Raw genomic sequence first — 24,797 nt, forward strand, 5'->3', positions numbered from 1 at the left:
GGGCTCAAGGTGTGCCGACCCACTCATCGGCGCCGTCCGTAAACCGTTGGTGCTTCCAGATGGGCACCTGCTTCTTCAGCTGATCTATCAGTGCTCGAGAAGCTTCGAAGGCCGTTCCGCGGTGCGCGGCGGAAGTCGCGATGATGACGGCTGCATCACCTATGCCCAAAGTACCGACACGGTGAACGGCCGCGACGGCGTGCACGTCATACGACGACGCAACCTCGTCGCAGACCTCAACCAGCCGAGCCGCGGCATTCGGGTGGGCGGAGTAGTCAAGCCCGGTGACCCCCTTGCCGCCGTCATGATCTCGAACGCACCCGACAAACAGGTTCACTCCACCCGATCGCTCGCTCTCGACGGCGGCCGGGACCTCGGTGACGTCGAGAGCTTGGGTACGGATCTCCGCCAAGCGGACTGCAGGATGCGTCATGGCCGGATCCTAGGCCCGGCCCCTCGCTGGCGGCCCGCCGTCTCATCGACCGACTGGCCTTGGCGCGGGGACATCGGACCACCCCTATCTACCGTCGCAGGTGCCGGACTCGCCGCCCGGTTGGTGACCCTGCCTCAGCTCGGGAGTGGCTGCACCGGGTGCGCACCCCGGTGACAAGGCAGCAGAAGAGCAGCACTTTGGTGTTGCAGGTGGCCCGAATCGAGACGAAATCGCCGAGACCACGAGGTATGTCATCGGCGGGAAGAGGACGTCGCGCGCCTGCCGCGCGTGCCCTTCGGGCGATGGAGGCGACGGGGATGAACCAGCGGGAGATCGCAGCAGCACTGGGCATCAGCCAGCCTGCGGTGAGTCAACAGTTCAAGGCGTCGCAGGACTTGGCGCGGGTTCATCCCGATGCCCAGTCGAGGCCGCTGCACCGGTCCTGCGGCGTCTCGCTGAAGAGTCGGAGGGGACGTCGTCGTTCGGGTTCATCTAGTTCAAGCAGTTGATGGAGCAGGTGCTCGGCCGGCAGATAGACTCGGTCGACTACGGGGGTCTGAAGGCGAAGGTGGATGACGACATCCGGCGCGAGGCGGTGCTGTTCTGATGGAGCTCAAGGCAGCCAAGGAACTGCTCCACGTCCAGACATGGCTAGGCCGTGTCGACGCGATCGTGACACGCGGCATGACGGCCTACCTCGCCGACGACCAGCTCCGGGAGGCGGGGGATTCACTCATGATGAAGCTGGGTGAAGCAGCCAACCGGTTGTCCCGGTTCGGGGTCCCGGCGCCGGACGGCGTGGAGTGGGCACTCGCCGACGCGAACCGCAACTTCGTCCATTTGTGTTGGCGGTGAGTGCTGGCCCAGTCGGTGTCGAGCGATCGCAGCCAAGTTGCCAAACGCAACGTCGCGCTGCGCGAAAATTGAAGTGTGCAACCCCGCATGCTTGACGCCTCCGCCCCCTCGAGTTCGGAGAGGGGCGAAGGCGACGAGGTCCTAGGCAGGCTGGGCCTAGGTCCCGCGTGTCAGAGAGCCCAGCAGTTGAGGCGGACCGGCTGCTTCAGCAGGCCTTGGATGACGCCGGAGGCGACGGGACCGTCGGCGATCGTTGCGCCATCGACTGCGGCGTTAGTGAGACCGGTACCTCGTAGGTCGTGGAAGTGGAGGTTGGGTCTCGCGGCCAAACCCCGCGCTCACGGCCACAGCCTCATGCGGTCATCGTCGAGGGGACCTCGGAGGGCCAGCGAGGGCAATCCATGGACTGCTCAGCGAGGCCTTCCAGATGCCCCGTTGGCGGCGGTGGAGAGCTGTTCGGGGCGAATACTTCAGGGAATACTTCGGGAATATGGCCTTCTCGGCTCAAAACCACACTTGCCTCTGACCTGCGTTCCCGCAGGTCAGAGGCAATTTGTCGGTCGGGCTGACAGGATTTGAACCTGCGACCCCCTGACCCCCAGTCAGGTGCGCTACCAAGCTGCGCTACAGCCCGAACGCCCGTTCGCTGTCGGCGGGCCGACGCGGTGAGCGAGCGAAACCTTACCCCAGCCCCGCCGCGTCCCTCACATCAGGTCAGCTGGGGTCGGGCAACAGGCCGAACGTGCCGTTGCACGTCCAGCCACGACAGCTCAGCAGCTGGAGCCGGCGCTGCTCGAGGAGCGCGCGGATCTCGAGGTATCCGGGGTCGTCGTACCGGTTGATCAGCTCGTGCGGATCGCGCAGGTTGTCGTAGAGGAAGCCGTCGGCACCGTTGACGCCGTACAGGTAGCGGGTCGTGCGCACGCCTCGGTAGGCCCACCCGTCCCCACCGTCGTCGCCGGTCTGGACGAGGGTGGTGTCGTGGAACGGCTGGTCCCGGCCGCGCAGGGTCGGGGTGAACGAGAGTCCGTCGAGCTGCCAGCCGGGCTGCACGTCGGCGAGCGAGGTGAAGGTGGCGGGCAGGTCCACGAGCGTGACCGGCAGCTCGGAGGTCGTGCCGTGGTCGATGCCGGGGCCGCGCACGAGCAGCGGCACCTGCATCACCTCCTCGGTGAGCACGTTCTTGCCGACGAAGCGGTGCTCGCCCGGGGAGTAACCGTTGTCGGAGGAGAAGACGATGACGGTGTTGTTCAGCTCGCCGACGCTGCGCAGCGTCTCGACGAGTGACTCGACGGCCCGGTCGACCGCCTGCAGGGCGCGGAGGCGCGCGGGTGCTCGGTGCTGACGACCTCAGGGTCGGCCAGTCGGCGGGTGCGGAACGGTCGGGGCTGGTCGAGCACGTCGCGCTCGTTGAAGGAGGGTGAGCGGAACGACGGCGGGACCGCCCGGGCGAAGCGCCCCTTGTCCCTCGCGGCTGCGGGCGGTGGCACCGGCGTGCCGTTGCCGTTGATGCGGTAGTGCGGAGCAAGGTGCCGGGAGTAGACGAGGAACGGCTCGTCGTGGTCCGCGAACTCACGCACCGTCTCGTTGGTGCGCTCGGCGATCACGTCGGTGACATAGCTGTCGCGGTAGGTCTTCGGGTCACCGTCGTTGTCGAACGCGAAGTCGAAGTAGTCGTAGACCCCGGCACTGAGCGCGTCCCAGTGGTCCCAACCGGAGGGCCGGACGTCCTGAGCGGTGTAGCCGTTGAGGAACTTGCCGATGAAGCCCGTCCGGTAGCCGCCCCGCTTGAACCACGAGCTGATCTCGTGCGTCGGGTCGAGGGCCCGGAAGCCGCCGAAGGGCCCGGCGTTGTGCTGCACGCCGTTGTTCTGGGCGTACTGACCGGTGACCAGCTGGGCGCGTGCCGGGCAGCACAGCGGATGTGGCGAGATCGCGTCGGTGAAGTCGATGCCGCGCTCACCCAGCAGCTCGCGGGTGTGCGGCATCCACCGCAGGTCGTCCTCGCGCATGTCGTCGGTCATCACGAAGACGATGTTGGGACGTTCCTCACCGGCGGCGGGGGCCGCGACAGACGCACCGACGGCCGCCTGCACCGCGCCCGGCAGGGTGGTGGCCTCCTCGGCCAACGTCACACCCGAGGCAGCCAGCAACAAGACGATCAGCGCGGTTGTCCCGCTGCGAACCCACGCCTGCATGCTGTCCCTTTGTTGCCTCGATCGGAGGGCACAGCGTAGGCGGTGGCGCGCCCCCTCCCCAAAGCGGTGAGCGCCCGCCCCGACTGCCGTCACCGTTGGCTGCCTCGCTTACGCTGAAGTGTGACCCCGTGGCTGCTCCTGCTTGCCTCCTTGGCGCTGATAGCCATCTGCGGGCTGTTCGTGGCGGCGGAGTTCTCCTTCGTCACCGTCGACCGCGCGAGCGTCGATCGGGCGGCGGAGGCCGGGGACACTGGCGCCGAGGGCGTGCAGCACGCGCTGAAGTCGCTCTCGACGCAGCTCTCCGGCGCCCGTGTCGGCATCACGGTCACCAACCCGGCGGTCGGCTTCCCGGCCGAGCCGGCGATCGCCCAGCTCGTCGACTCACCCCTCGAGGCGCTCGGGGTGCCCGCCGACTGGGTCTCGCCGGTCGCCATCGGGATCGGTCTCGCACTCGGCACCGTCCTGACGATGCTCTTCGGTGAGATGGTCCCCAAGAACGTCGCCCCCGGCCATGCCGCTCGAGACCGCGCGCAACACCCAGCGCTTCATGCGCGGCTTCACGACCCTGAACAAGGGGCCCATCCGGGTGCTCAACGGCTCGGCCAACGCTCTCGTACGCCGCTTGGGCATCGAGCCCCGGGAGGAGCTCCGTTCGGCACGCAGCTCGGAGGAGCTCGCGTCGCTGGTGCAGCGCTCCGCCGTCCGGGGCACGCTGGACGCCGAGACCGCGGAGCTGATGGAACGCAGCGTCGAGTTCGGCACCCGCACGGCCGGCGAGATCATGACGCCCCGCGTCCGCACCACCACCCCCGGACGACACCGAGCGCGCCGAGGCCGTCATCGAGCTCACCCGCCAGACGGGCCTGTCCCGCTTCCCGGTCCTCGACGCCGAGGACACCGTCGTCGGCACCGTCCACGTCAAGCACGCCGTCGCACTGCCCATGCACGAACGCGCCACCACCCGCGTCCGCAAGATCATGGTCAAGTCGACGGTTGTGCCTGACAGCCTGCGCCTCGACCCGCTCCTGTCGCTGCTGCGTGGCGACGGCTTCCAGATGGCGATCGTGCTTGATGAGTACGGCGGTCATGCCGGCGTCGTCACGCTCGAGGACGTCGTCGAGGAGATCGTCGGCGACATCTCCGACGAGCACGACCGGCTCGGGGCCCGCGCCCGTCAGCGCCGTGACGGCAGCTGGAGCCTGTCCGGCCTGTTGCGCCCCGACGAGGTCGAGGACGCCACCGGCGTGGAGCTGCCCGACCACGAGGACTACGACACGATCGGCGGGCTCGTCATGCGCGAGCTCGGGAAGATCCCCGCCGCCGGTGACCGGATCGAGGTCGCCGTACCCGACAGGACGGATCCGGACGAGCCGGGCGAGCACTCGGCCACGCTGACCGTGGAGCGGATGGACGGGCTGCGTGTCGACCGCATCGAGCTTCGCCTCGTGACGGGGAGACGGATGGGTGACCTCAGCGGCGTCCTGCTCGCGGTCGTGCTGCTCGCGTTCAACGCCTTCTTCGTCGGTGCGGAGTTCGCGCTGTTGTCCGCGCGCCGCAGTCAGATCGAGCCTCGCGCCCGGGAAGGCTCGCGCTCGGCGCGCACGGCACTGCGCGCGATGGAGCACGTGTCCCCCGGTGATGGCGGGGGCCCAGCTGGGCATCACGGTGTGCTCGCTCGGTCTCGGTGCCGTCGGTGAGCCGGCGGTGGCGCACCTGCTCGAGCCCGTCCTCCACGCCATGCGCGTGCCCGACGCCGCCCTGCACCCCGTGTCCTTCGTGGTGGCCATGTCGATCGTCGTCTACCTGCACGTCGTGCTCGGCGAGATGGTGCCCAAGAACATCGCGCTCGCCGGGCCCGACCGCGCGGCGCTGTTCCTGAGCCCGCCGATGATGGTGATCGTGACCCTGCTGAGGCCGTTCATCAGCGTCCTCAACCTGACGGCCAACGGCATCCTGCGGCTGCTCGGCATCGAGCCGAAGGACGAGGTGAGCTCCAGCTACACCCGCGAGGAGGTCGCTGCCCTCGTGGAGGAGTCGCGCGGTGAGGGGATGATCGCCGCCGACGAGTACGACCGTCTCTCGGGCGCACTCGGCTTCACCGAGAAGGTCGTCACGTCCGTGCTGATGCCGGTCGACGGGCTCTCCACCGTCCACACCGGTTCCACGCCGGCGGACGTCGAGGCGCTCTGCGCGGCCACCGGCTACAGCCGCTTCCCGGTGACCAGCGACGACGGCAGCCTCCGGGGCTACCTCCACATCAAGGACGTGCTGCAGAGCGACGAGGCGCGACGCCAGCGCCCGATCGAGGACAAGTGGGTGCGCCCCCTCGCCACGGTGGGCCCCGACGACGTCCTGCACGAGGCACTTGAGAACCTGCAACGCCGCGGAGCCCACATGGCCCGCGTCGTCACCCGCGAGGGAGCCGTGCTCGGTCTGGTCACGCTGGAGGACGTGTTGGAGGAGCTCGTCGGAGAGATCCGCGACGGCTCGCACCACGAGTGGGCCGGAACCACGGGCGAGGCTGGATAGGGTGAGGTCGGCAGCACACCGGCGGCCACACCCCGCAGATCCGATGGCAGGCGATTCAGTGCAGGAGCAGACCGGACAGGCAACCGGGCAGTCTCGTGTGTGGACGATCCCCAACATCATCAGCATGCTGCGACTGGCGGGCGTCCCGCTGTTCCTGTGGCTGGTGCTCGGTCCCGAAGCCGACGCGTGGGCGCTGGTGGTGCTCATGATCTCCGGCGTCACCGACTTCCTCGACGGCTACCTCGCCCGGCGGCTCAACCAGTTCTCCAGCCTCGGCGAGATCCTCGACCCGGTCGCCGACCGGCTCTACATCCCGGCCGTCGTGGTCGGACTGGCACTGCGCGACATCATCCCGTGGTGGGTGGCGATCATCCTCCCGCTGCGCGACCTGCTGCTGTGGGGGCTGGTGCCGATCCTGCGCACCCGCGGATACAGCGCGCTGCCGGTGCACTTCCTCGGCAAGGCAGCCACCTTCAACCTGCTCTACGCGTTCCCGCTCCTGCTGCTGGGGGAGGGCACCGGCGTGGTGCCGACGATGGCCCGGGTGTTCGGCTGGGCCTTCGCTTTCTGGGGCATCGGCCTCTACTGGTGGGCTGGCGTGCTCTACGCCCGGCAGGTGCGCAAGCTGATCCGTGACACGCCGCGGCGGGCCACCCGGTCAGCGGCCCAGCCCGGGGACTGAGCATGTTCGACCGGACCGCGTCCGACGCGCCACTGCCACACCACGTCACGACCCCGTTGCTGACGCTCATCACTGAGCGCTCGCTCGACGAGGACTACGCCCACGTCGCCGCAAAGCGCCGCGCCACCGGCGAGAACGAGCCACCGCGTTCGCGTCTGTGGAGTACGGCGTTGGCCGTGGCCGCCTTCGGAGCGCTGGCCACCATCGTGGCGGTCCAGACCCAGCGCGACGCCGACGTCCGGGAGCTCGGGCGCGCCGCGCTGATCCGGCAGATCGAGTCGGGTCGTGCCGACGTGGCCGACCTGCAGAAGCAGATCCGCAGCCTCACCGACGACGGGCTGGCGCTCGACAAGGCCAATGCCGCGCTCGCCGAGGAGGTGGACGACCTCAGCGCCCGGCGCCAGCGGCTCGAGGTCGTCAACGGCTACATCCCGGTCCGCGGTCCGGGGGTGCGGATCAAGGTGGCCAGTGCGCCCGGCGCCGTACCCAATGACGAGGTGCGCGACTCCGACCCGGCGCTGCTGGTCGACGGGTTGTTCACCGCGGGAGCCGAGGCGATCGCGATCAACGACCAGCGGATCGTCGCGCTGGGTGGCATCCGCAACACCAATCGGGCCGTCCATGTCAACGGCCGGCCGCTGACGCCGCCCTTCGTCGTCGAGGCGATCGGCAATCCGGGCACCCTGCAGGCGCGATTGCTCGAATCCAGTGCAGGATTGGAGTGGTTCAGCGTGGTGAGTACCTACGGATTCTCCTACGTACCGCAGAATGTCGATGACCTCCGCCTGCCGGCCGCCACGCTGCGGACGTTGCGGCAGGCAAAGATCGACACGCTCACCGACACACGCCCGGACGAGGAAGGAGCCGCCCCGTGATCGCCGCTCTCGGACTCCTGCTCGGCATCCCGGCCGGACTCGTGTTCGCCCCCGATGTGCCACTGTGGCTCGAGCCCTACCTGCCGATCGCGGTGGTGGCGGCCCTCGACGCGGTCTTCGGTGGGCTGCGGGCATTCCTCGACGGCATCTTCGACGACAAGGTCTTCGTCGTCTCGTTCGTGAGCAACGTCGTGATCGCCGCCGCGATCGTCTTCCTCGGTGACCAGCTGGGCGTCGGCGGCCAGTTGACCACCGGCGTCGTCGTGGTGCTCGGGATCCGGATCTTCTCCAACGCCGCGGCCATCCGCCGTCACCTGTTCCATGCCTGAACAGGACGTTCCCGACGAGACCGGTCGCGACCGGCTCCCGGCGACGCTGCGCAGGCCGACGCGGGCCCCGGGCCATCGTCGGCGTACTGCTGGCGGTGCTCGGCTTCTCGGCAGTGGTCCGGGTCAGGAACAACGAGCAGGACAACACCTACGCCGGACTGCGCGAGCAGGACCTGATCGAGATCCCGGACGCGCTCACCGGCACCGCCGAATGCGCGCGGCGCGAGGTAGACCGGCTCGAGGGCACGCGCGACCAGCTGCAGTCGGAGTCGACCCGGAGACAGGCGGCGTTGAACGCGACGCAGGAGCGCGTCACCACCCTGAACATCATCGCGGGTCTGGTGCCGGTGACCGGCCCCGGCATCCGGGTCCGCATCGAGGAGGAGACCGGCTCGGCCACCCTCGTCTCGTTGCTCGACCCGGTGCAGGAGCTGCGGACGGCCGACGCCGAGGCGATGGAGTTCAACGACACCTACCGCCTCGCGGCCCAGAGCTCCTTCAACACCGTCGTCGGCGGCATCGAGCTCGACGGCGAGCTGCTCGAGCCGCCGTACATCATCGACGTCATCGGCGAGCCGCACGCTCTGACCAGCGCTATGACCTTCGACAGTGGGCCCATCGAGCAGCTGAAACGCGACGGCGCGAGCGTGCAGGTCACCGAGCTCGAGTCGCTCGACGTCGAGAGCGTCCGGGAACCGGTGCGACCCCTGAATGCCGAGCCCGACCCGGACCAGTAGCCTGCCCACAACCGACCCGAGGAGAAGGAGTCACCGTGTATCCCGAGGACCTGAAGTACACCAGTGAGCACGAGTGGGTTCGCAGCCCCGGCGACGCCGAGGGATCGGTCCGCGTCGGCATCACACACTTCGCCCGGGACGCCCCGGGCGACATCGTCTACGTGTCGCTGCCCGAGGTCGGGGAGCAGGTCACCGGCGGCGAGACCTGCGGGGAGCTCGAGTCCACGAAGTCGGTGAGCGACGTCTACGCACCGCTGACCGGTGAGGTCGTGGCCCGCAACGAGACCCTCGACGCCACCCCCGAGCTCGTGAACAACGATCCGTACGCCGCCGGCTGGCTGTTCGAGATCGTGCCGGCCGACGCAGGTGCGGTCGAGGCGCTGCTGGACGCTGCGGCGTACCAAGCCGGCCCGGAAGGCTGATCCGCACACGGATCGCGCCGACGTGCCACGCTGCGCATCGTGCGACTGATAGGTTCGAATCAGTAGTCAGAGTTGAGGTTTCGCGCCAGTCTCCGGTCTGATCGGGCCCGGCAATCGAGGAGGGTTTCATGCCGTTCTGCACCGCCTGTGGCAAGCAGAACCCGGACGATGCGCGGTTCTGTTCGCAGTGCGGCACCCGCCTCGTGACCGACGGCGCGGAGGCGCCGACCGGCACCGCCGGTTCGGAGGGCGCGGCCGGGGCCAGCGACGCGACCGCGACGATCACCTTCGGCGTCCCCACCCCCGTGGACACCTCGGACCGCAAGCTGAGCCCGGTCGATGCGGCCGCCGTGGACGCGCTGCCGGGACGGTCACGCGCTGCTCATCGTGCAGCGCGGCCCGAGTGCGGGCAGCCGGTTCCTGCTCGACGCCGACCTGACCGGCGCTGGCCGACACCCTGACAGCGAGATCTTCTCGGACGACGTGACGGTGTCGCGTCGTCACGCGGAGTTCCGCCGCGTGGGCAACGACTTCACCGTCAGCGACGTCGGCAGCCTCAACGGCACCTACGTCAACCGCGACCGCATCGACTCGGTCGAGCTCACCGACGGCGACGAGGTCCAGATCGGCAAGTACCGCCTCGTCTTCTTCACCAGCGCCGCAGGCTGATCCATGGCTGAACCCGCTGCGTCTCGGACGCGGATGAACATCGGCCGGGTCCTCGATCACCTGCGCAGCGACTTTCCCGGGGTGACGATCTCCAAGATCCGCTTCCTTGAGGACCGGGGGCTGATCAAGCCCGAGCGGACGCAGTCGGGCTACCGCAAGTTCTCCGGCGGAGACGTCGACCGGTTGCGCTACATCCTGCGGATGCAGCGAGACCACTACCTTCCGCACAAGGTGATCGGCGAGCACCTCGACGCGATCGACCGTGGCCTTGAGCCGCCGGCGATCGACGGCGTCGTGCCGACGGTGCCCAAGGTCGCACTGGCCCCCGACGGGCTGCCGTCGCCAGAGTCCTTCCGCACCACCAGCGACGTGCGCCTCTCACGGCGCGAGCTGATCAAGATCGCCGAGATCTCCGAGGAGCTGCTGGCCCAGCTGGAGCAGTTCGCGCTGATCTCCCCACGTCCCGGCACCGGGCACTACGACACCGACGACTCGGTCGTGGCCAAGACGGCTCGCGAGCTGGCCGCCTTCGGGTTGGAGCCACGTCACCTGCGGGCCTTCAAGACGGCCGCGGACCGCGAGGTCGGCCTCGTGGAACAGGTCGTTGCGCCCCTGCAACGCGGCCGTGATGCCGCAGCGAAGGGACGCATCGAGGAGGCGGTCAGCGAGATCGCCGCGCTGTCCGTGCGCCTGCACGCGACGCTGGTCAAGACGGGCCTGCGTCGCTCCTGACTGCCCGCCGGTCGCTTCACGCCGTCGGAGTAGGGTGAACGAGTGCGCGAAGTAGACGTCATCGGAGTCCGGGTGGAGATGCCCTCCAACCAGCCCATCGTGCTGTTGCGCGAGGCCGGGGGAGAGCGTTACCTGCCCATCTGGATCGGCGCCGTCGAGGCGACGGCCATCGCGTTCGCCCAGCAGGGCGTCACGCCGCCGCGTCCGTTGACGCATGACCTGATGAAGAACGTGCTGGAAGCGACCGGCCAGCAGCTGAGCGAGGTGCGGATCACCGATGTCCGTGACGGTGTCTTCTACGCCGAGCTCGTGTTCGTGGGCGGTCAGGAAGTCAGCGCACGGCCGTCGGACTCGATCGCCCCGGCGCTGCGCATGGGCACGCGGATCGTGTGCGCGGAGGACGTGCTCGACGAGGCGGGGCTGGCCGTGCCGGCCGAGCAGGAGGACGAGGTCGAGGCGTTCCGGGAGTTCCCGGACCACGTCTCACCGGAAGACTTCGAGGCTCAGTGACAGCCTCAACCTCACCCTCAGGTTGAGGTTGAGGGGTTGCGACACGCCGCGACCATGATTGACCGGGCTGGATTCGCGGCCTACTTTGAAACGTCTCTGTTGTAACTCCACCCGTGTGGTTGCCCTTCCCCGCAGCCTCTTCCCCCGGAGTTACGCCCAACGGAGTAGGACTCGGAGGGTCGCTGTGGCTGTGAACGAGAACGACCGGGACCGCCCGGCCGCCGCACACGCGGCCAAGGCGGCCGAGGCCGCTGAGGAGCAGGGACTGCTCTTCACCGACGACGTCTCGACACTGCCGAGCGACACCGGCTACCGCGGACCGACGGCGTGCAACGCCGCCGGCATCACCTACCGCCAGCTCGACTACTGGGCGCGCACCGGACTGGTCAGAGCCGACCGTCCGCGGGGCCACCGGCTCGGGCTCGCAGCGTCTCTACTCCTTCCGCGACATCTTGATCCTCAAGGTCGTGAAGCGCTTGCTGGACGCGGGCATCTCGCTGCAGCAGATCCGCACCGCCGTACAACACCTGCGGGAGCGGGGCACCGACGACCTGACGCGTGTGACGCTGATGAGCGACGGTGCCAGCGTCTACGAGTGCACCAGCAATGACGAGGTCATCGACCTCCTGCAGGGCGGTCAGGGCGTCTTCGGCATCGCCATCGGCGGCGTCTGGCGCGAGATCGAGGGCACCCTCGCCGAGCTGCCCAGCGAGCGTGCCGCCGAGGACGTCAGCGACGTCGCCGGTGACGAGCTGGCCGCAAGGCGCGCCGCCCGCAAGATCGGCTGAGCCGACCACGGCTCGATCGGCATGACACGGTAGGCTGGTGCCGCTGACGATCCCGCGCGGGAGAGTCGACGGCACGGCGACTCCTCCTTGAGGAGGAATCGTGTGCGTTGCGCCGAAGGGGCAATTCCTCCCCGGAACCTCTCAGGCACCCGAACTGCGCGGAGCAGGCAACTCTGAAGGACCCGTCCGGGCCTGACAGAGGGGGAGGCGCCTGCTGACCGCCAACCGAGGGAGCCTCCATGACGGACCCGTCCGCGCCCCACTCACCCTTCGTCGACCGCCACATCGGTCTGCGCCCCCGACGACATCGAGAAGATGCTCGAAGCGTTGGGGGCACGACTCGCTCGAGTCCCTGATGGCGGCCGCCGTCCCCGGTGGCATCCGTGCCGACGGAGACCTCGACCTGCCCGAGGCCGTCAGCGAGGACGCGGCGGCCAAGGAGCTGCGGCACCTCGCGGGCCTCAACCGGCCGGCCGAGGCGATGATCGGTCTCGGCTACCACGCGACGATCACCCCGCCCGTGATCCGGCGCAACGTGCTCGAGGACCCGAGCTGGTACACCGCCTACACGCCGTACCAGCCGGAGATCTCGCAGGGCCGTCTCGAGGCGCTGATCAACTTCCAGACCGTCATCGGCGACCTGACCGGCCTGCCGACGGCCAACTCGTCGTTGCTCGACGAGGGCACCGCCGCCGCGGAGGCGATGACGCTCCTGCGCCGTGGAAACAAGAAGGCGTCGGGCCCGTTCGTGGTCGACGCGGACGCGCTTCCGCAGACGATCGAGGTCGTGCGCACCCGCGCCGCGGGCATGGGCATCGACGTCGTCGTCGCCGACCTCACCGCCGGCCTGCCGGAGGGCCCGCTGAGTGGCCTGCTCGTGCAGTATCCCGGAGCCAGCGGCCGGATCCTCGACCCCCGCCCGCTGATCGAGGCCGCACACGGTCGCGATGCCCTCGTCGTCGTCGCCGCCGACCTGCTGGCGCTCACCCTGCTCGAGGCGCCCGGGGAGATGGGGGCCGACGTCGTCGTCGGCTCGTCGCAGCGCTTCGGCGTCCCGCTGTTCTACGGCGGCCCGCACGCCGGCTTCATGTCCGTCAGCGCCGGTCTCGAGCGGCACCTGCCCGGTCGCCCGGTCGGTGTCTCGATCGACGCGGAGGGCCGCCCCGCCTACCGCCTCGCCCTCCAGACCCGCGAGCAGCACATCCCGCCGCGACAAGGCGACCTCCAACATCTGCACCGCCCGAGTCCTGCTCGCCGTCGTGGCTTCGATGTACGCCGTCTACCACGGTCCCGAGGGGCTGAAGGCGATCGCACAGCGCACCCACGACTACGCCGCCCGCATCGCCGCGGCGCTCGAGGCCGGGGGAGTGGAACTGGTCAACGACACCCGGTTCGACACGCTGACCGCGCACGTGCCCGGTCGTGCTGCGGAGGTCGTCGCGTCGGCCCGCTCCTTCGGGCTGCACCTGCGCTCGGTCGACGCCGACCACGTCGGCCTCTCCACGTCGGAGACCACCACGCCCTCCACGGTCTCCAGCGTGCTGCGTGCCTTCGGCGTCAGCGATGGCGTCTCCGAGACCGCGTCGTCGATCCCGAGCTCGGTGGTGCGGCAGTCGGCCTACCTCACCCACGAGGTGTTCGGCAGCCACCACAGTGAGACGCAGATGCTGCGCTACCTGCGCCGCCTGTCGGCGCGCGACTACGCCCCTTGACCGCGGCATGATCCCGCTCGGCTCGTGCACGATGAAGCTCAACGCCACCACCGAGATGGAGCCGGTGAGCCTGCCGGGGTTCGCCGACCTGCACCCGTTCGCGCCCGCAGAGGACGCGGCCGGCTACCGCAAGCTGATCGACGACCTCGAGGGTTGGCTCGCCGAGGTCACGGGCTACGACCGCGTGTCGATCCAGCCCAACGCGGGTTCGCAGGGCGAGCTCGCGGGGCTGCTGGCGATCCGTGGCTTCCACCTCGCCAACGGGGACACCGAGCGGACTGTCTGCCTCATCCCCTCGTCGGCGCACGGCACCAACGCCGCGTCCGCGGTGATGGCCGGGATGAAGGTCGTTGTCGTCAAGGCGGCCGACGACGGTTCCGTCGACCTCGACGACCTGCAGGCCGCGTGCGAGAAGCACTCCGACTCGCTGGCCGCGATCATGGTCACCTACCCGTCGACGCACGGTGCCTACGAGGACTCCATCACCGAGCTGTGCAAGATCGTGCACGGCCACGGCGGTCAGGTGTACGTCGACGGCGCCAACCTCAACGCGCTGCTCGGGTTCGCCAAGCCCGGCGAGTTCGGCGGCGACGTCTCGCACCTCAACCTGCACAAGACGTTCTGCATCCCGCACGGTGGCGGCGGTCCGGGTGTCGGGCCGGTCGCGGTGCAGGGCACACCGGCGCCGTACCTCCCCTCGCACCCGATGCACCCCGAGCCCGAGAAGCGCGCGGGCATCGGCCCGATCAGCGCGGCTCCCTACGGCTCGGCGGGCATCCTGCCGATCTCGTGGGCCTACATCCGGCTGATGGGCGGCCCCGGCCTGACGCGGGCGACCGCCGTGGCGGTGCTGTCCGCCAACTACGTCGCGCTCCGGCTCGCCGACCACTTCCCGGTGCTCTACCGCGGGCACGGCGGCCCGGTGGCGCACGAGTGCATTCTCGACGTGCGCGGCCTGACCAAGGACTCCGGCGTCAGCGTCGACGACGTGGCCAAGCGGCTCGTCGACTACGGCTTCCACGCACCGACCATGTCGTTCCCGGTCGCCGGCACGCTGATGGTCGAGCCGACGGAGTCCGAGGACCTCGGGGAGATCGACCGCTTCTGCGACGCGATGATCGCCATCAAGGGCGAGATCGACCGCGTGCAGGCAGGGGAGTGGTCCCCGGAGAACTCGCCGCTGCGGCACGCGCCGCACACCGCCCGCGCGCTGGTCGGCGAGTGGGACCGGGTCTACTCCCGCGAGGTGGGCGTCTTCCCGACCGGCATCGACCCCGACAAGTACTGGCCGCCGGTGGCCCGCATCGACCGGGCCTACGGCGACCGCAACCTCGTCTGCGCGTGCCCGCCACCCGAGGCGTTCGCCGAATGAGCCCGGTCACCGACTTCACCGACTACCGCCTGCGTTGGCGGGTCGCGAAGGCCCGGGCCGACGGCATGGTGCCCTCGATCGTGGCAGGGGTCGTCCGCGACGGCACGCTGGCGTGGGCCGGTGGAGCCGGCGCGGTGCCCGGCCCGCTGACCGACACGCAGTACAAGATCGGCTCGATCACCAAGACGTTCACGGCCGTACTGATCCTCCAGCTCGTCGAGGAGGGGCTGCTGTCGCTCGACGCGCCGGCCTCGTCCGTGCTGGGTGAGGTGGGCTACGCCGACCGTTCCATCCGGCAGCTCTCGGCCCACTCCGGTGGACTTCAGGCCGAGCCGGCCGGGTCGTGGTGGGAGCGGTCGGAGGGCGGTTCTTTCGAGTCGCTCGCTGGTGCAAATGACGGGTCGGCGGCGCCGTGCGCCCCGGATCGGCAGTTCCACTACTCCAACCTCGGCTACGGCCTGCTCGGCGAGATCGTGGCGCGCCTGCGCGGCCAGACCCGGTGGGAGGTCGCATCGGAGCGGATCCTCACCCCGCTCGGGATGAACCGCACGTCCTACCAGCACTCGGGCACGCATGCCGAGGGCTGGTCGGTGCATCCCTATGCCCAGACGCTGATCGCCGAGCCGCTGCCAGACACGGCGGCCATGGCGCCGGCCGGGCAGGTGTGGAGCACGGTCGCCGACCTCGCGACCTACTGCGGCTTCCTGCTCGAGGGACACGACGACGTGCTGAGCCCAGAAGTCCTCGGGCGTGCCTTCACCCCGCAGTCGGGGGAGGAGCACGCCGGGCTGGCCTACACGCACGGGCTCGGGTTCCAGATCTTCCGCGGCGGCTCGGGGACGCTGGTCGGGCACAGCGGGTCGATGCCCGGGTTCCACGCCATCTGCACGGTCGACCGCACGCGCCATGCAGGCGTCGTCGGACTCGTCAACGGCACCTCGGGCGTGCCCGTGGCGGCCTTCGGCGCCGACCTCTGGACGAGCTCGAGCAGTGGGAGCCGGCCCTGCCCGTCGCGTGGGCGCCCAACGAGACCGTGCCGCCCGAGTTCGCCGACGTGCTCGGCCTGTGGCACTGGGGGCCCGGGCCGGTCGTCTTCGCCTGTGAGGCCGGCGATCTCGTGGCACGACAACGGGGCATCGAGGCATGGCGCTTCGGGGTCGACGCCGGTCGGGTGGTCGGGATCCGCGGCTACCACTCGGGCGAGCAGCTCCGGGTCGTACGCCGAAGCGACGGCGTGGTCTCGCACCTCGACATCGGCACGTTCATCCTGACGCGTGAGCCCTACGAGGACGGGGCGCCCATTCCCCGGTGGACGCCCCGACCTCGGCTGAGGGCTACTGGGCCTGCGAGACGCTCGACATGTTGAAGTCGGGGATCCGCAGGGCCGGCATGGCGGTGCGCGAGAAGTAGTCGTCGCCCCACTCGCGGCTGAAGCTCGGCACCGTCGCGCTGGCGTGCGAGAAGCGGTTGAGCAGGTCGATCGGGCTCTCGTTCCAGCGGAAGTTGTTGACCGCGCCGACGATCTCGCCGCCCTCGACGAGGTAGACCCCGTCACGAGTGAGTCCGGTGAGCAGCATGGTCTGCGGGTCGACCTCGCGGATGTACCACAGGCACGTCACGAGCAGGCCCTTATCCATCCCGGCCACGAGGTCCATCTCGCTGCCCTGACCACCGTCGACCTCGAGCACGAGGTTGTCGATCATCGGGGTGACGGGCTGGCCGGTCATGACTGCGGAGTGCCGCGTCTGCAGCAGCGCGGAGAGCGTGCCGTCGGCGATCCAGTCGGTGCGGCCCAGCGGCAGGCCGTTGTCGAAGACCGACTCGGTGTTGTCCGAGGCGCCCGCGATGTTGAACGGAGTGCACTGGAGCCCGGTGTAGGCGGGGTCGGACCACAGGTGGACGCCCTGCTTGACGATCCGCTCGCCGATCTTCGTCCCACCGCCCGTCCTGCTGTAGACGGACTCGCCCTCGTGCGCGACCCGGGCACCCGCGCCCCAGTAGGCGTCGATCATCAGGTCGGCGACGGACGTCGGCGGCAGGATCGTGTCGTAGCGACCTGCCGGCAGCTCGATCTGCCGCTCGGCCCGGGCAAGCCGCTGCTTGACCTGCTCGGCCATCGTGGCCGCGTCGACCTCGGCGAAGTCGCGGGTCGCGCCACCCACCCGAGCACTCTCGGACAGACCGAGGTCCTTGGCCGTGCAGGCGTAGTGCCCGGTCGGCTGCACGTGTCGCAGCCGGAGTCCGCGCGACGACCCCGGGTAAGTGGTGACGACCTCGTGGCTGACGAAGCCGTAGAGCAGGCGGTCCTCGGCCGAGGCAGCGCGGAACGCCTCGCCGAGGGCGGGGGCGAACGAGTCGTAGGCCTTGATGCCCGTGCGCTCGGGAGCGGCGTCCCAGTCGGTGCTGGTGTGGTCGGCAACCGGGTCGGCGGCGTCCTCGGCAGCCGAGGCCGACCGTGCCGCCGCATCGGCGGCCTTGACCGGGGTCTCGACCTGTTCGGGGGTGCTCGCGCTCCCGGAGACCGACCCCGTCGCGACGCCGTCGCCCCGGGCCACGAACGAGATGACGGTGACGTCGACGGAGACCATCACGCCGTTGGTGGTCAGGGTGTTGTTCGCCCAGCGCAGGTTGGCGCTGCTGCTGTCGGCCGCGATGGCGATGCAGTCGTCGGCGGTGGAGGTGGCGAGCGCGTGCTCGACCAGCTGCTGCGGGGTGTGCGCGGTCATCAGTGGCCTGCCTCGTCGGTGGTGTTGAGGATGCGGACGCCGCGGAACAGCGCCGTCGGCGCTCCGTGGCTGACGGCGGCCACCTGACCGGGCTGAGCCTTGCCGCAGTTGAACGCGCCGCCCAGCACCCGGGTGTCGGGGCCGCCGACGGCCTCCATGGAGTTCCAGAAGTCGGTGGTGGTCGCCCTGGTAGGCGACGTCGCGGAGCTGGCCGTCCAGCTTGCCGTCGGTGATCTTGAAGAACCGCTGGCCGGTGAACTGGAAGTTGAACCGCTGCATGTCGATCGACCACGACTTGTCGCCGACGATGTAGATCCCGCGCTCGACCTTGCCGATCAGCTCGTCGGTGCTGGGACCGTCCGGCGCCGCCTGCAGCGACACGTTGGCCATCCGCTGGATGGGGATGTGGCCCGGCGAGTCGGCGTACGCACAACCGTTGGAGCGGCCCTCGTGCAGCTCGGGCTTCATGTGCCCCATGGACCGGTCGAGCTGGTAGCCCACCAGCACACCGTCCTTGACGATGTCCCACTCGCGGGTCTGCACGCCCTCGTCGTCGTAGCCGACGGTGGAGAGCCCGTGCTCGACGGTCCGGTCGCCGGTGACGTTCATGATCGGGGGAGCCGTACTGCAGGTTGCCGAGCTTGTCGTAGGTCGCGAAGGAGGTGCCGGCGTAGTTGGCCTCGTAGCCCAGCGCCCGGTCGAGCTCGGTCGCGTGCCCGATTGACTCGTGGATCGTCAGCCACAGGTTGGACGGGTGGATGACCGGGTCGTAGCTGCCCGGCTCCACGCTCGGGGCCACCAGCTTCTCGGCCAGCAGCTCGGGGACCTGCGCGAGCTCGGCGTCCCAGTCGTAGCGGCCGTCGGTGATGTACTCCCAGCCGCGGGCGACCGGGGGAGCGATGGACGACATCGAGTCGAAGATGCCGGTCTTCTCGTCCGAGCCCATGGCCTCGAAGCCCGGCTGCAGCCGGACGCGTGCTGCGTGGTGCGGGTGCCGGCCGGGTCGGCGTAGTACTTGTTCTCCTGCACCTGCTGGAGGTCCGCGGTCGCGTGGCCGACGCTCGCGTGCCGGCGCAGCCGGTCGGTCCACTCGGTGAGCACCGCCGCCTTCTCCGCGGTCGGCACCTCGAGGGGATTGAGGTCATAGGCCGAGACCCGGGTGACGTCGTCGTAGACCGGCTCGGCCGCCAGCTGCACAGGCGTCGTGGTCATCTCGGCGGCCACCTCGGCGACCGCGATCGCGGTCTCCGCGACACGCCGGGCTTCGGCGTCCGTGAGGACGACACCGGAGGCGAAGCCCCGGGCGCCGCGATGGATGACGCGTACAGGCGAAGCCGACGTCCTCCACATCGCTGGCAGTCTGCAGCACGCCGTCGCGGGCTGCGAGGTATTGGTAGCGGACGCTTCCGAAGCGGAAGTCGGCATGGGTGGCGCCGAGCTCGGCCGCTCTGGCCAGCGCGGCGTCACCGAGGGTGCGGTGGGGCAGCGCGGCGAAGGTCGGATCGATCATGGAGCGAACCTAACGCAGAGCACAGGCGCGATGACGCAGCCATTAGGGTGGCGCGCATGGGTACTCCGTCGTGGCTGGGCATCGGCGCGCAACGGTCCGGGACGACGTGGTTCACCGACCTGCTGACGCAGCACCCGCAGGTCGGGTTGGGGACGAACGGCAAGAAGGAACAGCACCTCCTGCACAAGGTGGGAGACGGTGTCGAGCCGGCTTCGGCGTACCTCGACCTGTTCCCGGAGGACGGGATCCGTCGCGGCGACTGGACGCCGCAGTACCTCCGTCACTCGTCGGCTCCGGCCACGGCCGCGCGGCTGCTGGGCCCGGACGCCCCGGTGCTGGTGCTCCTGCGCGACCCGGTCGACCGGTTCGTCTCGGCCATGCGGCTCGCCGCCACGCGGGCCAAGTCGCCGTGGCCCTATCCGGTGCCGATCACGGTGCAGACCTTCAGCGGGTTCTATGCCGACCAGCTGGCGATGTGGGCGCACCATGTCGGGCGTTCGCGCATGCAGGTGATGGTCTTCGAGAGCGTGCGTCAGGACCCGCAGGCCGCCGTCGACTCGGTGTGGTCACGTCTCGGGGTGACCTCCGTTGCGCTTCGCGACGTCGACCGCCCCTCGGGTTCGAGCAGCCGGGCGTCGTGGACGCCGCCCGAGGGGCTGCTGGCTTCGCTCGAGGTGCTCTATCGACCGCAGGTGCGTCGCCCGGTCGACGACTGGGGACTCGACATCTCCACCCGGAAGACCCAGCCCTGAGGCGCTTCAGCCGACGCTGACACTGACCCGGGAGCCGTCGCGGCCCTTGGTCACGCGCAGCTGGCTGGGGATGCGGGTCTGCATCTCGGCCACGTGGCTGACGACGCCGACGACGCGCCCTCCGTCGCGCAGGCCGTCGAGGGTGTCCATCACGTCGTCGAGGGTGTCGGCGTCCAACGAACCGAAGCCCTCATCCACGAACAGTGTGTCGAGGTCGGCGCCCCCGGCTTCCCGGGTGATGACGTCGGCGAGGCCCAGCGCCGGGGCGAGCGAGACCACGAACGTCTCGCCGCCGGACAACGTCGCCGGATCGCGTGCCTCGCCCGACCAGTCGTCGCGCACGAGGAGGCTCAGCCCGCCACGCGTCTCCCCGGCACCGCGCTTGCCGGTGTGCTCGAGGGAGTAGCGCTGGTCGCTCATCCGCGCCAGCCGCTCGTTGGCCGCTGCCACTACAGGGGTCAGCCGATGCGCCGGGACGTAGGCCGAGAGCCGCATCTGCAAGGCGTTGTCGGGCGACTTCCCTTCCACGAAGTGGGCGAGGCCCGCCGTGAGCTCGAGCTCCTCGCGGACCGGCCGCCACGTGTCCGGGGCGTCCGACACGTCCTGCACCAGCGCGGTGAGCCGGTTGCGCCGCCGGACCGCCTCGTCGTGGGCGGCGTGCGCGATCCGGGCACGGGTCTCGGCGAGCTCGAGCGCCGCGACCAGCTCGGGGATGTCAGGTCGGGGGAGTGCGGTGGCGGCACAGTGCTCGGCGTCCTGCGTGATGGCACGTGCGGTGTGCAGGGCGTCGTCGAGAGCGGCGATCTCGGCGGCCAGTGCCTGTCGTTCGTCCTCGTCCATGAGGCGCTGCACGGGCGGCCTCGACGGAGCCGAATCCAGCGCCCGAGGCAGCGTCGGCCAGTGCGCGCTCTGCCCGCGCGAGGTCACGCTCGGTCCCGGCGAGCTGCTCGTGCGCTTCACAGGCCCGGGCCAGTGCGTCGAGCTGACGCTGGCGCAGCGTGCACAGCTCGGTGACGGTCCGGCAGCCGCTGCCCTCGAGCAGCTCCTCGATGCGGTCGCGCAGTCGTTGATGCTCGTTGGTGTGGAGCTCCAGCCGGGCCGCCGTGTCGGTGCATCGCTGACCCGCCGTGTCCCGGGCTGCTCGCAGGTTGTCTCCGGCGGCGCGTTGACCGGCCACCTCTGCGGCCAAGGCGATGTGCGTCGCCGCGAGGGCGGCGGCCTCGTCGTGCGCCTGCCGGGCCTCGGCCGGGGGCGCGTGCGGCATCGTCGCCCGTGAGTCCGTCGGCGACGGTCAGGAGCCGCGTGTGGTGCGCCTCGGACTGCCGCAGCTGGTCGTCGAGCACGACCAGCAGGCCTTCCGCGTCGTCCACGTCCTTGCGTGCCGCCCGCTCGGTGGCGGCGTCGGGACTGCCGGCCGTGGCCACCGCCGGGCGGGGATGGTCGTGCGAACCACAGACCGGGCAGTCAGCGCCGACGGCCAGAGCGCCGGCGATCTCCGCGGCCATCCCGTCGAGCCCGGCCTCGCGCACCTCGAGCCGGGTCTCCTTGAGTCGTGTCAGCACGTCGCGGGCCGTCTCGCGCTCGCGGCGCAGATCCGTGAGGACTGCGGTCGCCGAGACAAGCTCGGTCGCGGCGCCGGCGCGTTCGTGAGCCGGGGCCAGCGTGGCCGCCAACGCCGGGAGCCGCACCTGTGCAGAGTGCGCCGAGGCCGGGGGCTTCCTCGACTGCCGCCGGGCGCCCAGGAGCCTCGTCGACCTCGGACGAGAGGCGGACGACTGCCGCCGTGGCCGCCGAGAGCAGCTCGGTGACCTCGGTGCAGAGCCCCGTGAGCTCGTGCAGGCGCTCGGCATCGGGGCGCGCCGCCTCGGCCGGGTCGAGCGCGCGGCCCGCCGCCGCCGGGACCGAGGGCAGCTCGTCGTAGGTCGGAGCCGCTTGGCCGGGAGCCGCGATCCGCAGCCCGGGCAGCGGTGGTGGACTCCGCTTCGCGTCGGCGCTGCGCGACGAGGTGGGCGTCCCGGGCGGCCGCAAGATCGAGGTCGGCCAGCGCTGTCGCGCGCTCGGCGCCCTGAAACAGCCCCCGACTCCGTGCGAGCGCGGACTCGTCGTGCTCGGCGAGCCGCGTCATCGCGGCCGCGTGCGCGGCCCGGCGGTCCGCTACGAGATGTCCGCTGGCAAGGGAGTCGGCCGACGTGGCCACGAGCCGGTCGGCATCCGAGCACCCCAAGGTCGCCCTCGCCACGTCGGTCCCGGCGGGAGCTGACGCAGCCGGTGACCCAGCTGACGACGCCGCCGTCCGCGGCATCGAGGGAGAGGTCGGAGATGTCCCATGTCGCCGGCATTGGCTGGCCTGCGCTCTCGCTGACCCGACCGAGCAGCTGGGCGAGCGCGCGCCCGTGGTCCGTGGAACTGCGCTGCAGGTCGAGCCGCCGCTCGCGCAGCCACTGCTCGATCCGGTCGAAGCGTCCGGTCCGGAAGACCTGTCGCAGCAACGCATGGCGATCCTCCGACCGGGCGCGCAGGAAGGCTCGGAACCGACCCTGCGGCAGCATCGCCACCCGGCAGAACTGCGTCAGGGTGAGCCCCACGAGCCCGGTGACGAGGTGACCGGTCTCGTCGAGCCGGGTCGAGAGGGGTTGCCATCCGTCGTCCACGCGCTCGCTGATGACAACGGAGGCCTGCTCGGTGGTCATGCCGGTGCCGCGCTTCTTGGGCCGCTCCCACTTGGGGGAGCGCTCGATCCGGAACCGGCGGCCCGACAGGGTCACCTCCAGTCGCACTCGTGGCGCCACACCCTCGCCGGCCCGGTCGCAGCGGAGTCGACCGGCGGTGCTGCGATCGCCGGGGACGTCGCCGTACAGCGCAAAGCAGACGGCGTCGAGGACGCTCGACTTGCCCGCGCCGGTGGGGCCGCTCAGCAGGAAGAGGCCGGAGCCGGAGAGCGTGTCGAAGTCGACTTCGACCGTGTCGGCGAAGGGGCCGAACGCGGTGATGCTCAGGGAGTGCAGGCGCATCAGGCCTCACCCACCGGGACGTCGAGGTCGGTGTCTTCGCAGCAGGCGTCGCAGGCCTCGAGAAGGAGGTCGGACTCGACGGACGTGGCGGGCACCCCTCGCAGCTCGGCGACGAAGTCGAGAGCGATCTCGTGGTCGCGACGACCGACGACGCTGGCGATCGGGAGCTGGACCGGCGTGGCACCGGTGGGGGCGAAGGAGAGCACGAGGGTGTGCTCGAACCGGCGCCGCAGCCGCTCCATGGCTCGGGCTGGGCGCAACGCGTCGGTGAGCGTGACTCGGACCCAGTCGTGCTCGTGCCGGTCCGGGTCTGGATCGGAGAGCAGCGTCTCGAGGTCGCCGGTGAGACGGACCAGCCGACGGGGGACCGGAGCCTCGATGAAGTGCGCGGCGCTCACCCCGGTCGGCCCGAGGTCGACCAACCAGCTGCCCTTGACTCGGTCGGACTCGCCGAACGAGTAGGCCAGCGGGGAGCCGCTGTAGCGGATGTGGTCCTCGAGGACATGGCGACCGTGCAGGTGCCCGAGCGCGACGTAGTCGATGTCGTCGAAGATGCCGGTGGGGACACGGCTGACGCCGCCGACGCTGATGTCGCGCTCCGACTCCGACGGCTGCGCCCCCGCGACGAAGGCGTGTGCCAGCACGACCGAGCGCGTGTGTGCCCGCTTGTCGAGATCGGCGCGCACCCGGCGCATCGCCTCGCCCAGCACGATCTCGTGGGACCTGCCGGGCAGGCCCCCGGGGCTCGATCATCGCGGTCGGGTCGAGGTAGGGCAGGCCGTGGAAGGCCACCGGCCCGTGCGCGTCCTCGAGCAGGACGGGGGAGCCGACGGTCCGGGCGTCGGTGCGGATGAAGACGCCGGCCGCGTCGATCAGCCGGCTGCCGAAGCCGAGCCGCTGGGCGGAGTCGTGGTTGCCGCTCGTGACCACCACCGCAGCCCGCGACGCGGCGAGCCGGGCGAAGGTCTCGTCGGCCGGGCGCACCGCGTCGACGTGGGGGAGGGCACGGTCGTAGATGTCGCCGGCGACGACCACCACGTCGACCGACTCGCGCTTGACCACGTCGAGCAAGTGGTCCATGAACACGCCCTGATGCCCGAGGAGCCCTTCGCGGTGGAAGGACCTCCCCGTGTGCCAGTCAGAGGTGTGCAGGATCCGCATGGGACGAACCTAGGTTCGACCACCGACAACGCCGGGGAGCCCACGCCGTTCAGGCGTACTGCACGCACCGCTCCGGGCCGGTGAAGCCGAACAGTGCGAGCCCGGACTCGGTCGCCAGCCGCACGGACAGGCTCGTGGGCGCGCCCACCGCCACCGGGGCTGCCGATGCCGCTGGCGACCGCCTTCTGCACGAGCTCGAACCCGGCCCGTCCGCTGACCACGAGGCACGCAGCTGCGCGTGGTTCGCCGGCCAGCACCCGGTGGCCGATCACCTTGTCCACGGCGTTGTGGCGCCCGACGTCCTCACGCACGACCAGCAGCCGCCCGTCCTCGTCGGCGAGGGCCGCGGCGTGCACGCCGCCCGTCCTGCCGAAGACGGCCTGCCCTTCGCGCATCCGGGCGGGCAGGCCGCGGATGACGTCGACGGACGGGATCGCACCGGGCCACGGCGGCGCCGACCGCACGTCCAGCACCGCCGCGACGCTGTCCTTGCCGCACACGCCGCACGCGGAGGAGCCGGCCGACTGAGCGGCATGCCGGTGACCGATGTCGGTGGCCTCTGCCACGGTGATCGTCACGACGTTGAACTCCCCGGTCGGGGGCCGGGTCGGCGTCGGTGCAGTAGGCCACCCGCACGATCCCTGAAGGAGGCACCAGTGACTCGTTCGCCGCGAAGCCCGCCGCCAGCTCGAAGTCGTGACCCGGCGTCCGCATCGTCACCCAGACCCGCTCGGCCGGGGCTCCGGGCGATGCCAGCCTGATCTCGAGGGGTTCCTCGGTCGCGAGCCGGTCCT

23 protein-coding genes, 1 tRNA gene, 6 pseudogenes and 1 riboswitch are annotated in these 24,797 nt (G+C 70.4%); of the genes and pseudogenes, 18 read left to right on the forward strand and 12 right to left on the reverse strand.

The annotated features are described in order from the left end of the window. Nucleotides 1-4 precede the first annotated feature (4 nt). Complete coding sequence (locus tag LP418_RS25545; RefSeq protein ID WP_257954169.1) at nt 5-433, reverse strand: molybdenum cofactor biosynthesis protein MoaE; 429 nt, start codon at nt 431-433, stop codon at nt 5-7. 606 nt (nt 434-1,039) lie between these two features. Between LP418_RS25545 and LP418_RS25550 the strand changes: the two genes are divergently transcribed. Continuing rightward, a complete protein-coding gene (locus LP418_RS25550; protein ID WP_257954170.1) occupies nt 1,040-1,288 on the forward strand; it encodes a hypothetical protein in 249 nt (82 codons plus the stop codon). Between the two features lie 560 nt (nt 1,289-1,848). Here the strand turns inward: LP418_RS25550 and LP418_RS25555 are convergent. The 3 genes from LP418_RS25555 to LP418_RS25565 form a co-directional block, all read right to left on the reverse strand. Continuing rightward, nucleotides 1,849-1,922: transfer RNA gene (locus LP418_RS25555), tRNA-Pro, on the reverse strand. A gap of 80 nt (nt 1,923-2,002) precedes the next feature. Continuing rightward, a complete protein-coding gene (locus LP418_RS25560; RefSeq protein WP_257957189.1) occupies nt 2,003-2,602 on the reverse strand; it encodes a sulfatase-like hydrolase/transferase in 600 nt (199 codons plus the stop codon). Next, nucleotides 2,539-3,486, reverse strand: a complete 948-nt coding sequence (locus tag LP418_RS25565) for a sulfatase-like hydrolase/transferase (protein ID WP_257954171.1) — start codon at nt 3,484-3,486, stop codon at nt 2,539-2,541. The genes LP418_RS25560 and LP418_RS25565 overlap by 64 nt, the downstream gene beginning before the upstream one ends. Before the next feature lie 180 nt (nt 3,487-3,666). Between LP418_RS25565 and LP418_RS25570 the strand changes: the two are divergent. The 16 genes and pseudogenes from LP418_RS25570 to LP418_RS34690 form a co-directional block, all read left to right on the forward strand. Beyond that, nucleotides 3,667-3,942 (forward strand): annotated as a pseudogene (locus LP418_RS25570) (DUF21 domain-containing protein); the annotation flags it as partial. Between the two features lie 485 nt (nt 3,943-4,427). After that, a complete protein-coding gene (locus LP418_RS25580) occupies nt 4,428-5,183 on the forward strand; it encodes a transporter associated domain-containing protein (protein WP_257954173.1) in 756 nt (251 codons plus the stop codon). Then, the gene (locus LP418_RS25585; RefSeq protein ID WP_257954174.1) at nt 5,125-6,015 is read left to right on the forward strand and encodes a hemolysin family protein; all 891 of its coding nucleotides are present in this window, start codon (nt 5,125-5,127) and stop codon (nt 6,013-6,015) included. Before LP418_RS25580 ends, LP418_RS25585 begins: the two co-directional genes overlap by 59 nt. A gap of 43 nt (nt 6,016-6,058) precedes the next feature. After that, complete coding sequence (locus LP418_RS25590; RefSeq protein WP_257954175.1) at nt 6,059-6,697, forward strand: CDP-alcohol phosphatidyltransferase family protein; 639 nt, start codon at nt 6,059-6,061, stop codon at nt 6,695-6,697. A gap of 2 nt (nt 6,698-6,699) precedes the next feature. After that, the gene (locus LP418_RS25595; RefSeq protein ID WP_257954176.1) at nt 6,700-7,572 is read left to right on the forward strand and encodes a DUF881 domain-containing protein; all 873 of its coding nucleotides are present in this window, start codon (nt 6,700-6,702) and stop codon (nt 7,570-7,572) included. Beyond that, on the forward strand, nt 7,569-7,901 hold the full coding sequence (locus tag LP418_RS25600) for a small basic family protein (protein ID WP_257954177.1): 333 nt from the start codon (nt 7,569-7,571) through the stop codon (nt 7,899-7,901). The genes LP418_RS25595 and LP418_RS25600 overlap by 4 nt, the downstream gene beginning before the upstream one ends. 95 nt (nt 7,902-7,996) lie before the next feature. Continuing rightward, entirely contained in the window at nt 7,997-8,638 is a 642-nt protein-coding gene (locus LP418_RS25605) for a DUF881 domain-containing protein (protein WP_257954178.1), read from the forward strand. A 35-nt stretch (nt 8,639-8,673) separates the two neighbouring features. Next, a complete protein-coding gene (gcvH, locus tag LP418_RS25610) occupies nt 8,674-9,060 on the forward strand; it encodes a glycine cleavage system protein GcvH (RefSeq protein ID WP_257954179.1) in 387 nt (128 codons plus the stop codon). Between the two features lie 128 nt (nt 9,061-9,188). Next, on the forward strand, nt 9,189-9,521 hold the full coding sequence (locus LP418_RS34680) for a zinc-ribbon domain-containing protein (protein WP_442940015.1): 333 nt from the start codon (nt 9,189-9,191) through the stop codon (nt 9,519-9,521). Beyond that, on the forward strand, nt 9,448-9,729 hold the full coding sequence (locus LP418_RS34685; RefSeq protein WP_442940016.1) for an FHA domain-containing protein: 282 nt from the start codon (nt 9,448-9,450) through the stop codon (nt 9,727-9,729). Before LP418_RS34680 ends, LP418_RS34685 begins: the two co-directional genes overlap by 74 nt. A 33-nt stretch (nt 9,730-9,762) precedes the next feature. Further along, entirely contained in the window at nt 9,763-10,461 is a 699-nt protein-coding gene (ftsR, locus tag LP418_RS25620; protein WP_257954180.1) for a transcriptional regulator FtsR, read from the forward strand. A gap of 42 nt (nt 10,462-10,503) precedes the next feature. Beyond that, nucleotides 10,504-10,971, forward strand: coding sequence for a bifunctional nuclease family protein (locus LP418_RS25625; RefSeq protein WP_257954181.1), 468 nt, complete (start codon nt 10,504-10,506; stop codon nt 10,969-10,971). A 190-nt stretch (nt 10,972-11,161) separates the two neighbouring features. Further along, nucleotides 11,162-11,759 (forward strand): annotated as a pseudogene (locus LP418_RS25630) (MerR family transcriptional regulator). A 47-nt stretch (nt 11,760-11,806) separates the two neighbouring features. Beyond that, a riboswitch (glycine riboswitch) is annotated at nt 11,807-11,926 on the forward strand. 72 nt (nt 11,927-11,998) lie between these two features. Continuing rightward, a pseudogene (gcvP, locus tag LP418_RS25635) lies at nt 11,999-14,843 on the forward strand (aminomethyl-transferring glycine dehydrogenase). After that, a pseudogene (locus LP418_RS25640) lies at nt 14,840-15,793 on the forward strand (serine hydrolase domain-containing protein); the annotation flags it as partial. The pseudogenes gcvP and LP418_RS25640, both read left to right, overlap by 4 nt. A gap of 104 nt (nt 15,794-15,897) precedes the next feature. Beyond that, the gene (locus tag LP418_RS34690) at nt 15,898-16,209 is read left to right on the forward strand and encodes a DUF7586 domain-containing protein (protein ID WP_442940017.1); all 312 of its coding nucleotides are present in this window, start codon (nt 15,898-15,900) and stop codon (nt 16,207-16,209) included. Here the strand turns inward: LP418_RS34690 and LP418_RS25645 are convergent. From LP418_RS25645 to LP418_RS25655, 3 genes are all read right to left on the reverse strand, one after another. After that, the gene (locus LP418_RS25645) at nt 16,178-18,178 is read right to left on the reverse strand and encodes a metallopeptidase TldD-related protein (protein ID WP_257954183.1); all 2,001 of its coding nucleotides are present in this window, start codon (nt 18,176-18,178) and stop codon (nt 16,178-16,180) included. The two genes, LP418_RS34690 and LP418_RS25645, sit on opposite strands and share 32 nt — an antisense overlap. 126 nt (nt 18,179-18,304) lie before the next feature. Next, nucleotides 18,305-18,781, reverse strand: a complete 477-nt coding sequence (locus LP418_RS25650; protein ID WP_257954184.1) for a hypothetical protein — start codon at nt 18,779-18,781, stop codon at nt 18,305-18,307. Beyond that, a complete protein-coding gene (locus LP418_RS25655; RefSeq protein ID WP_257954185.1) occupies nt 18,711-19,079 on the reverse strand; it encodes a hypothetical protein in 369 nt (122 codons plus the stop codon). Before LP418_RS25655 ends, LP418_RS25650 begins: the two co-directional genes overlap by 71 nt. Before the next feature lie 56 nt (nt 19,080-19,135). Here LP418_RS25655 and LP418_RS25660 point away from each other — a divergent pair, with 56 nt between their 5' ends. Beyond that, a complete protein-coding gene (locus LP418_RS25660) occupies nt 19,136-19,831 on the forward strand; it encodes a sulfotransferase family protein (protein WP_257954186.1) in 696 nt (231 codons plus the stop codon). 6 nt (nt 19,832-19,837) lie between these two features. Here the strand turns inward: LP418_RS25660 and LP418_RS25665 are convergent, their stop codons facing one another. The 5 genes and pseudogenes from LP418_RS25665 to LP418_RS31660 all read right to left on the reverse strand — a co-directional run. Then, nucleotides 19,838-20,683 carry an SbcC/MukB-like Walker B domain-containing protein gene (locus LP418_RS25665; protein ID WP_257954187.1) on the reverse strand — a complete coding sequence of 282 codons (846 nt, stop codon included), beginning with the start codon at nt 20,681-20,683 and terminating at the stop codon, nt 19,838-19,840. Nucleotides 20,684-20,787: 104 nt separating this feature from the next. Further along, nucleotides 20,788-22,842, reverse strand: a complete 2,055-nt coding sequence (locus LP418_RS25670) for an AAA family ATPase (RefSeq protein ID WP_257954188.1) — start codon at nt 22,840-22,842, stop codon at nt 20,788-20,790. Then, nucleotides 22,842-23,552 (reverse strand): exonuclease SbcCD subunit D, encoded by a 711-nt coding sequence (locus LP418_RS25675; protein WP_257954189.1) that lies wholly within the window; start codon nt 23,550-23,552, stop codon nt 22,842-22,844. The genes LP418_RS25670 and LP418_RS25675 overlap by 1 nt, the downstream gene beginning before the upstream one ends. Before the next feature lie 154 nt (nt 23,553-23,706). Continuing rightward, nucleotides 23,707-24,003, reverse strand: a pseudogene (locus LP418_RS25680) (metallophosphoesterase family protein); the annotation flags it as partial. A 224-nt stretch (nt 24,004-24,227) separates the two neighbouring features. After that, nucleotides 24,228-24,581, reverse strand: a pseudogene (locus LP418_RS31660) (formate dehydrogenase accessory sulfurtransferase FdhD); the annotation flags it as partial. Between the last annotated feature and the right edge of the window lie 216 nt (nt 24,582-24,797).

Source organism: Nocardioides sp. B-3 (assembly GCF_024703895.1).
Taxonomy (GTDB): domain Bacteria; phylum Actinomycetota; class Actinomycetes; order Propionibacteriales; family Nocardioidaceae; genus Nocardioides.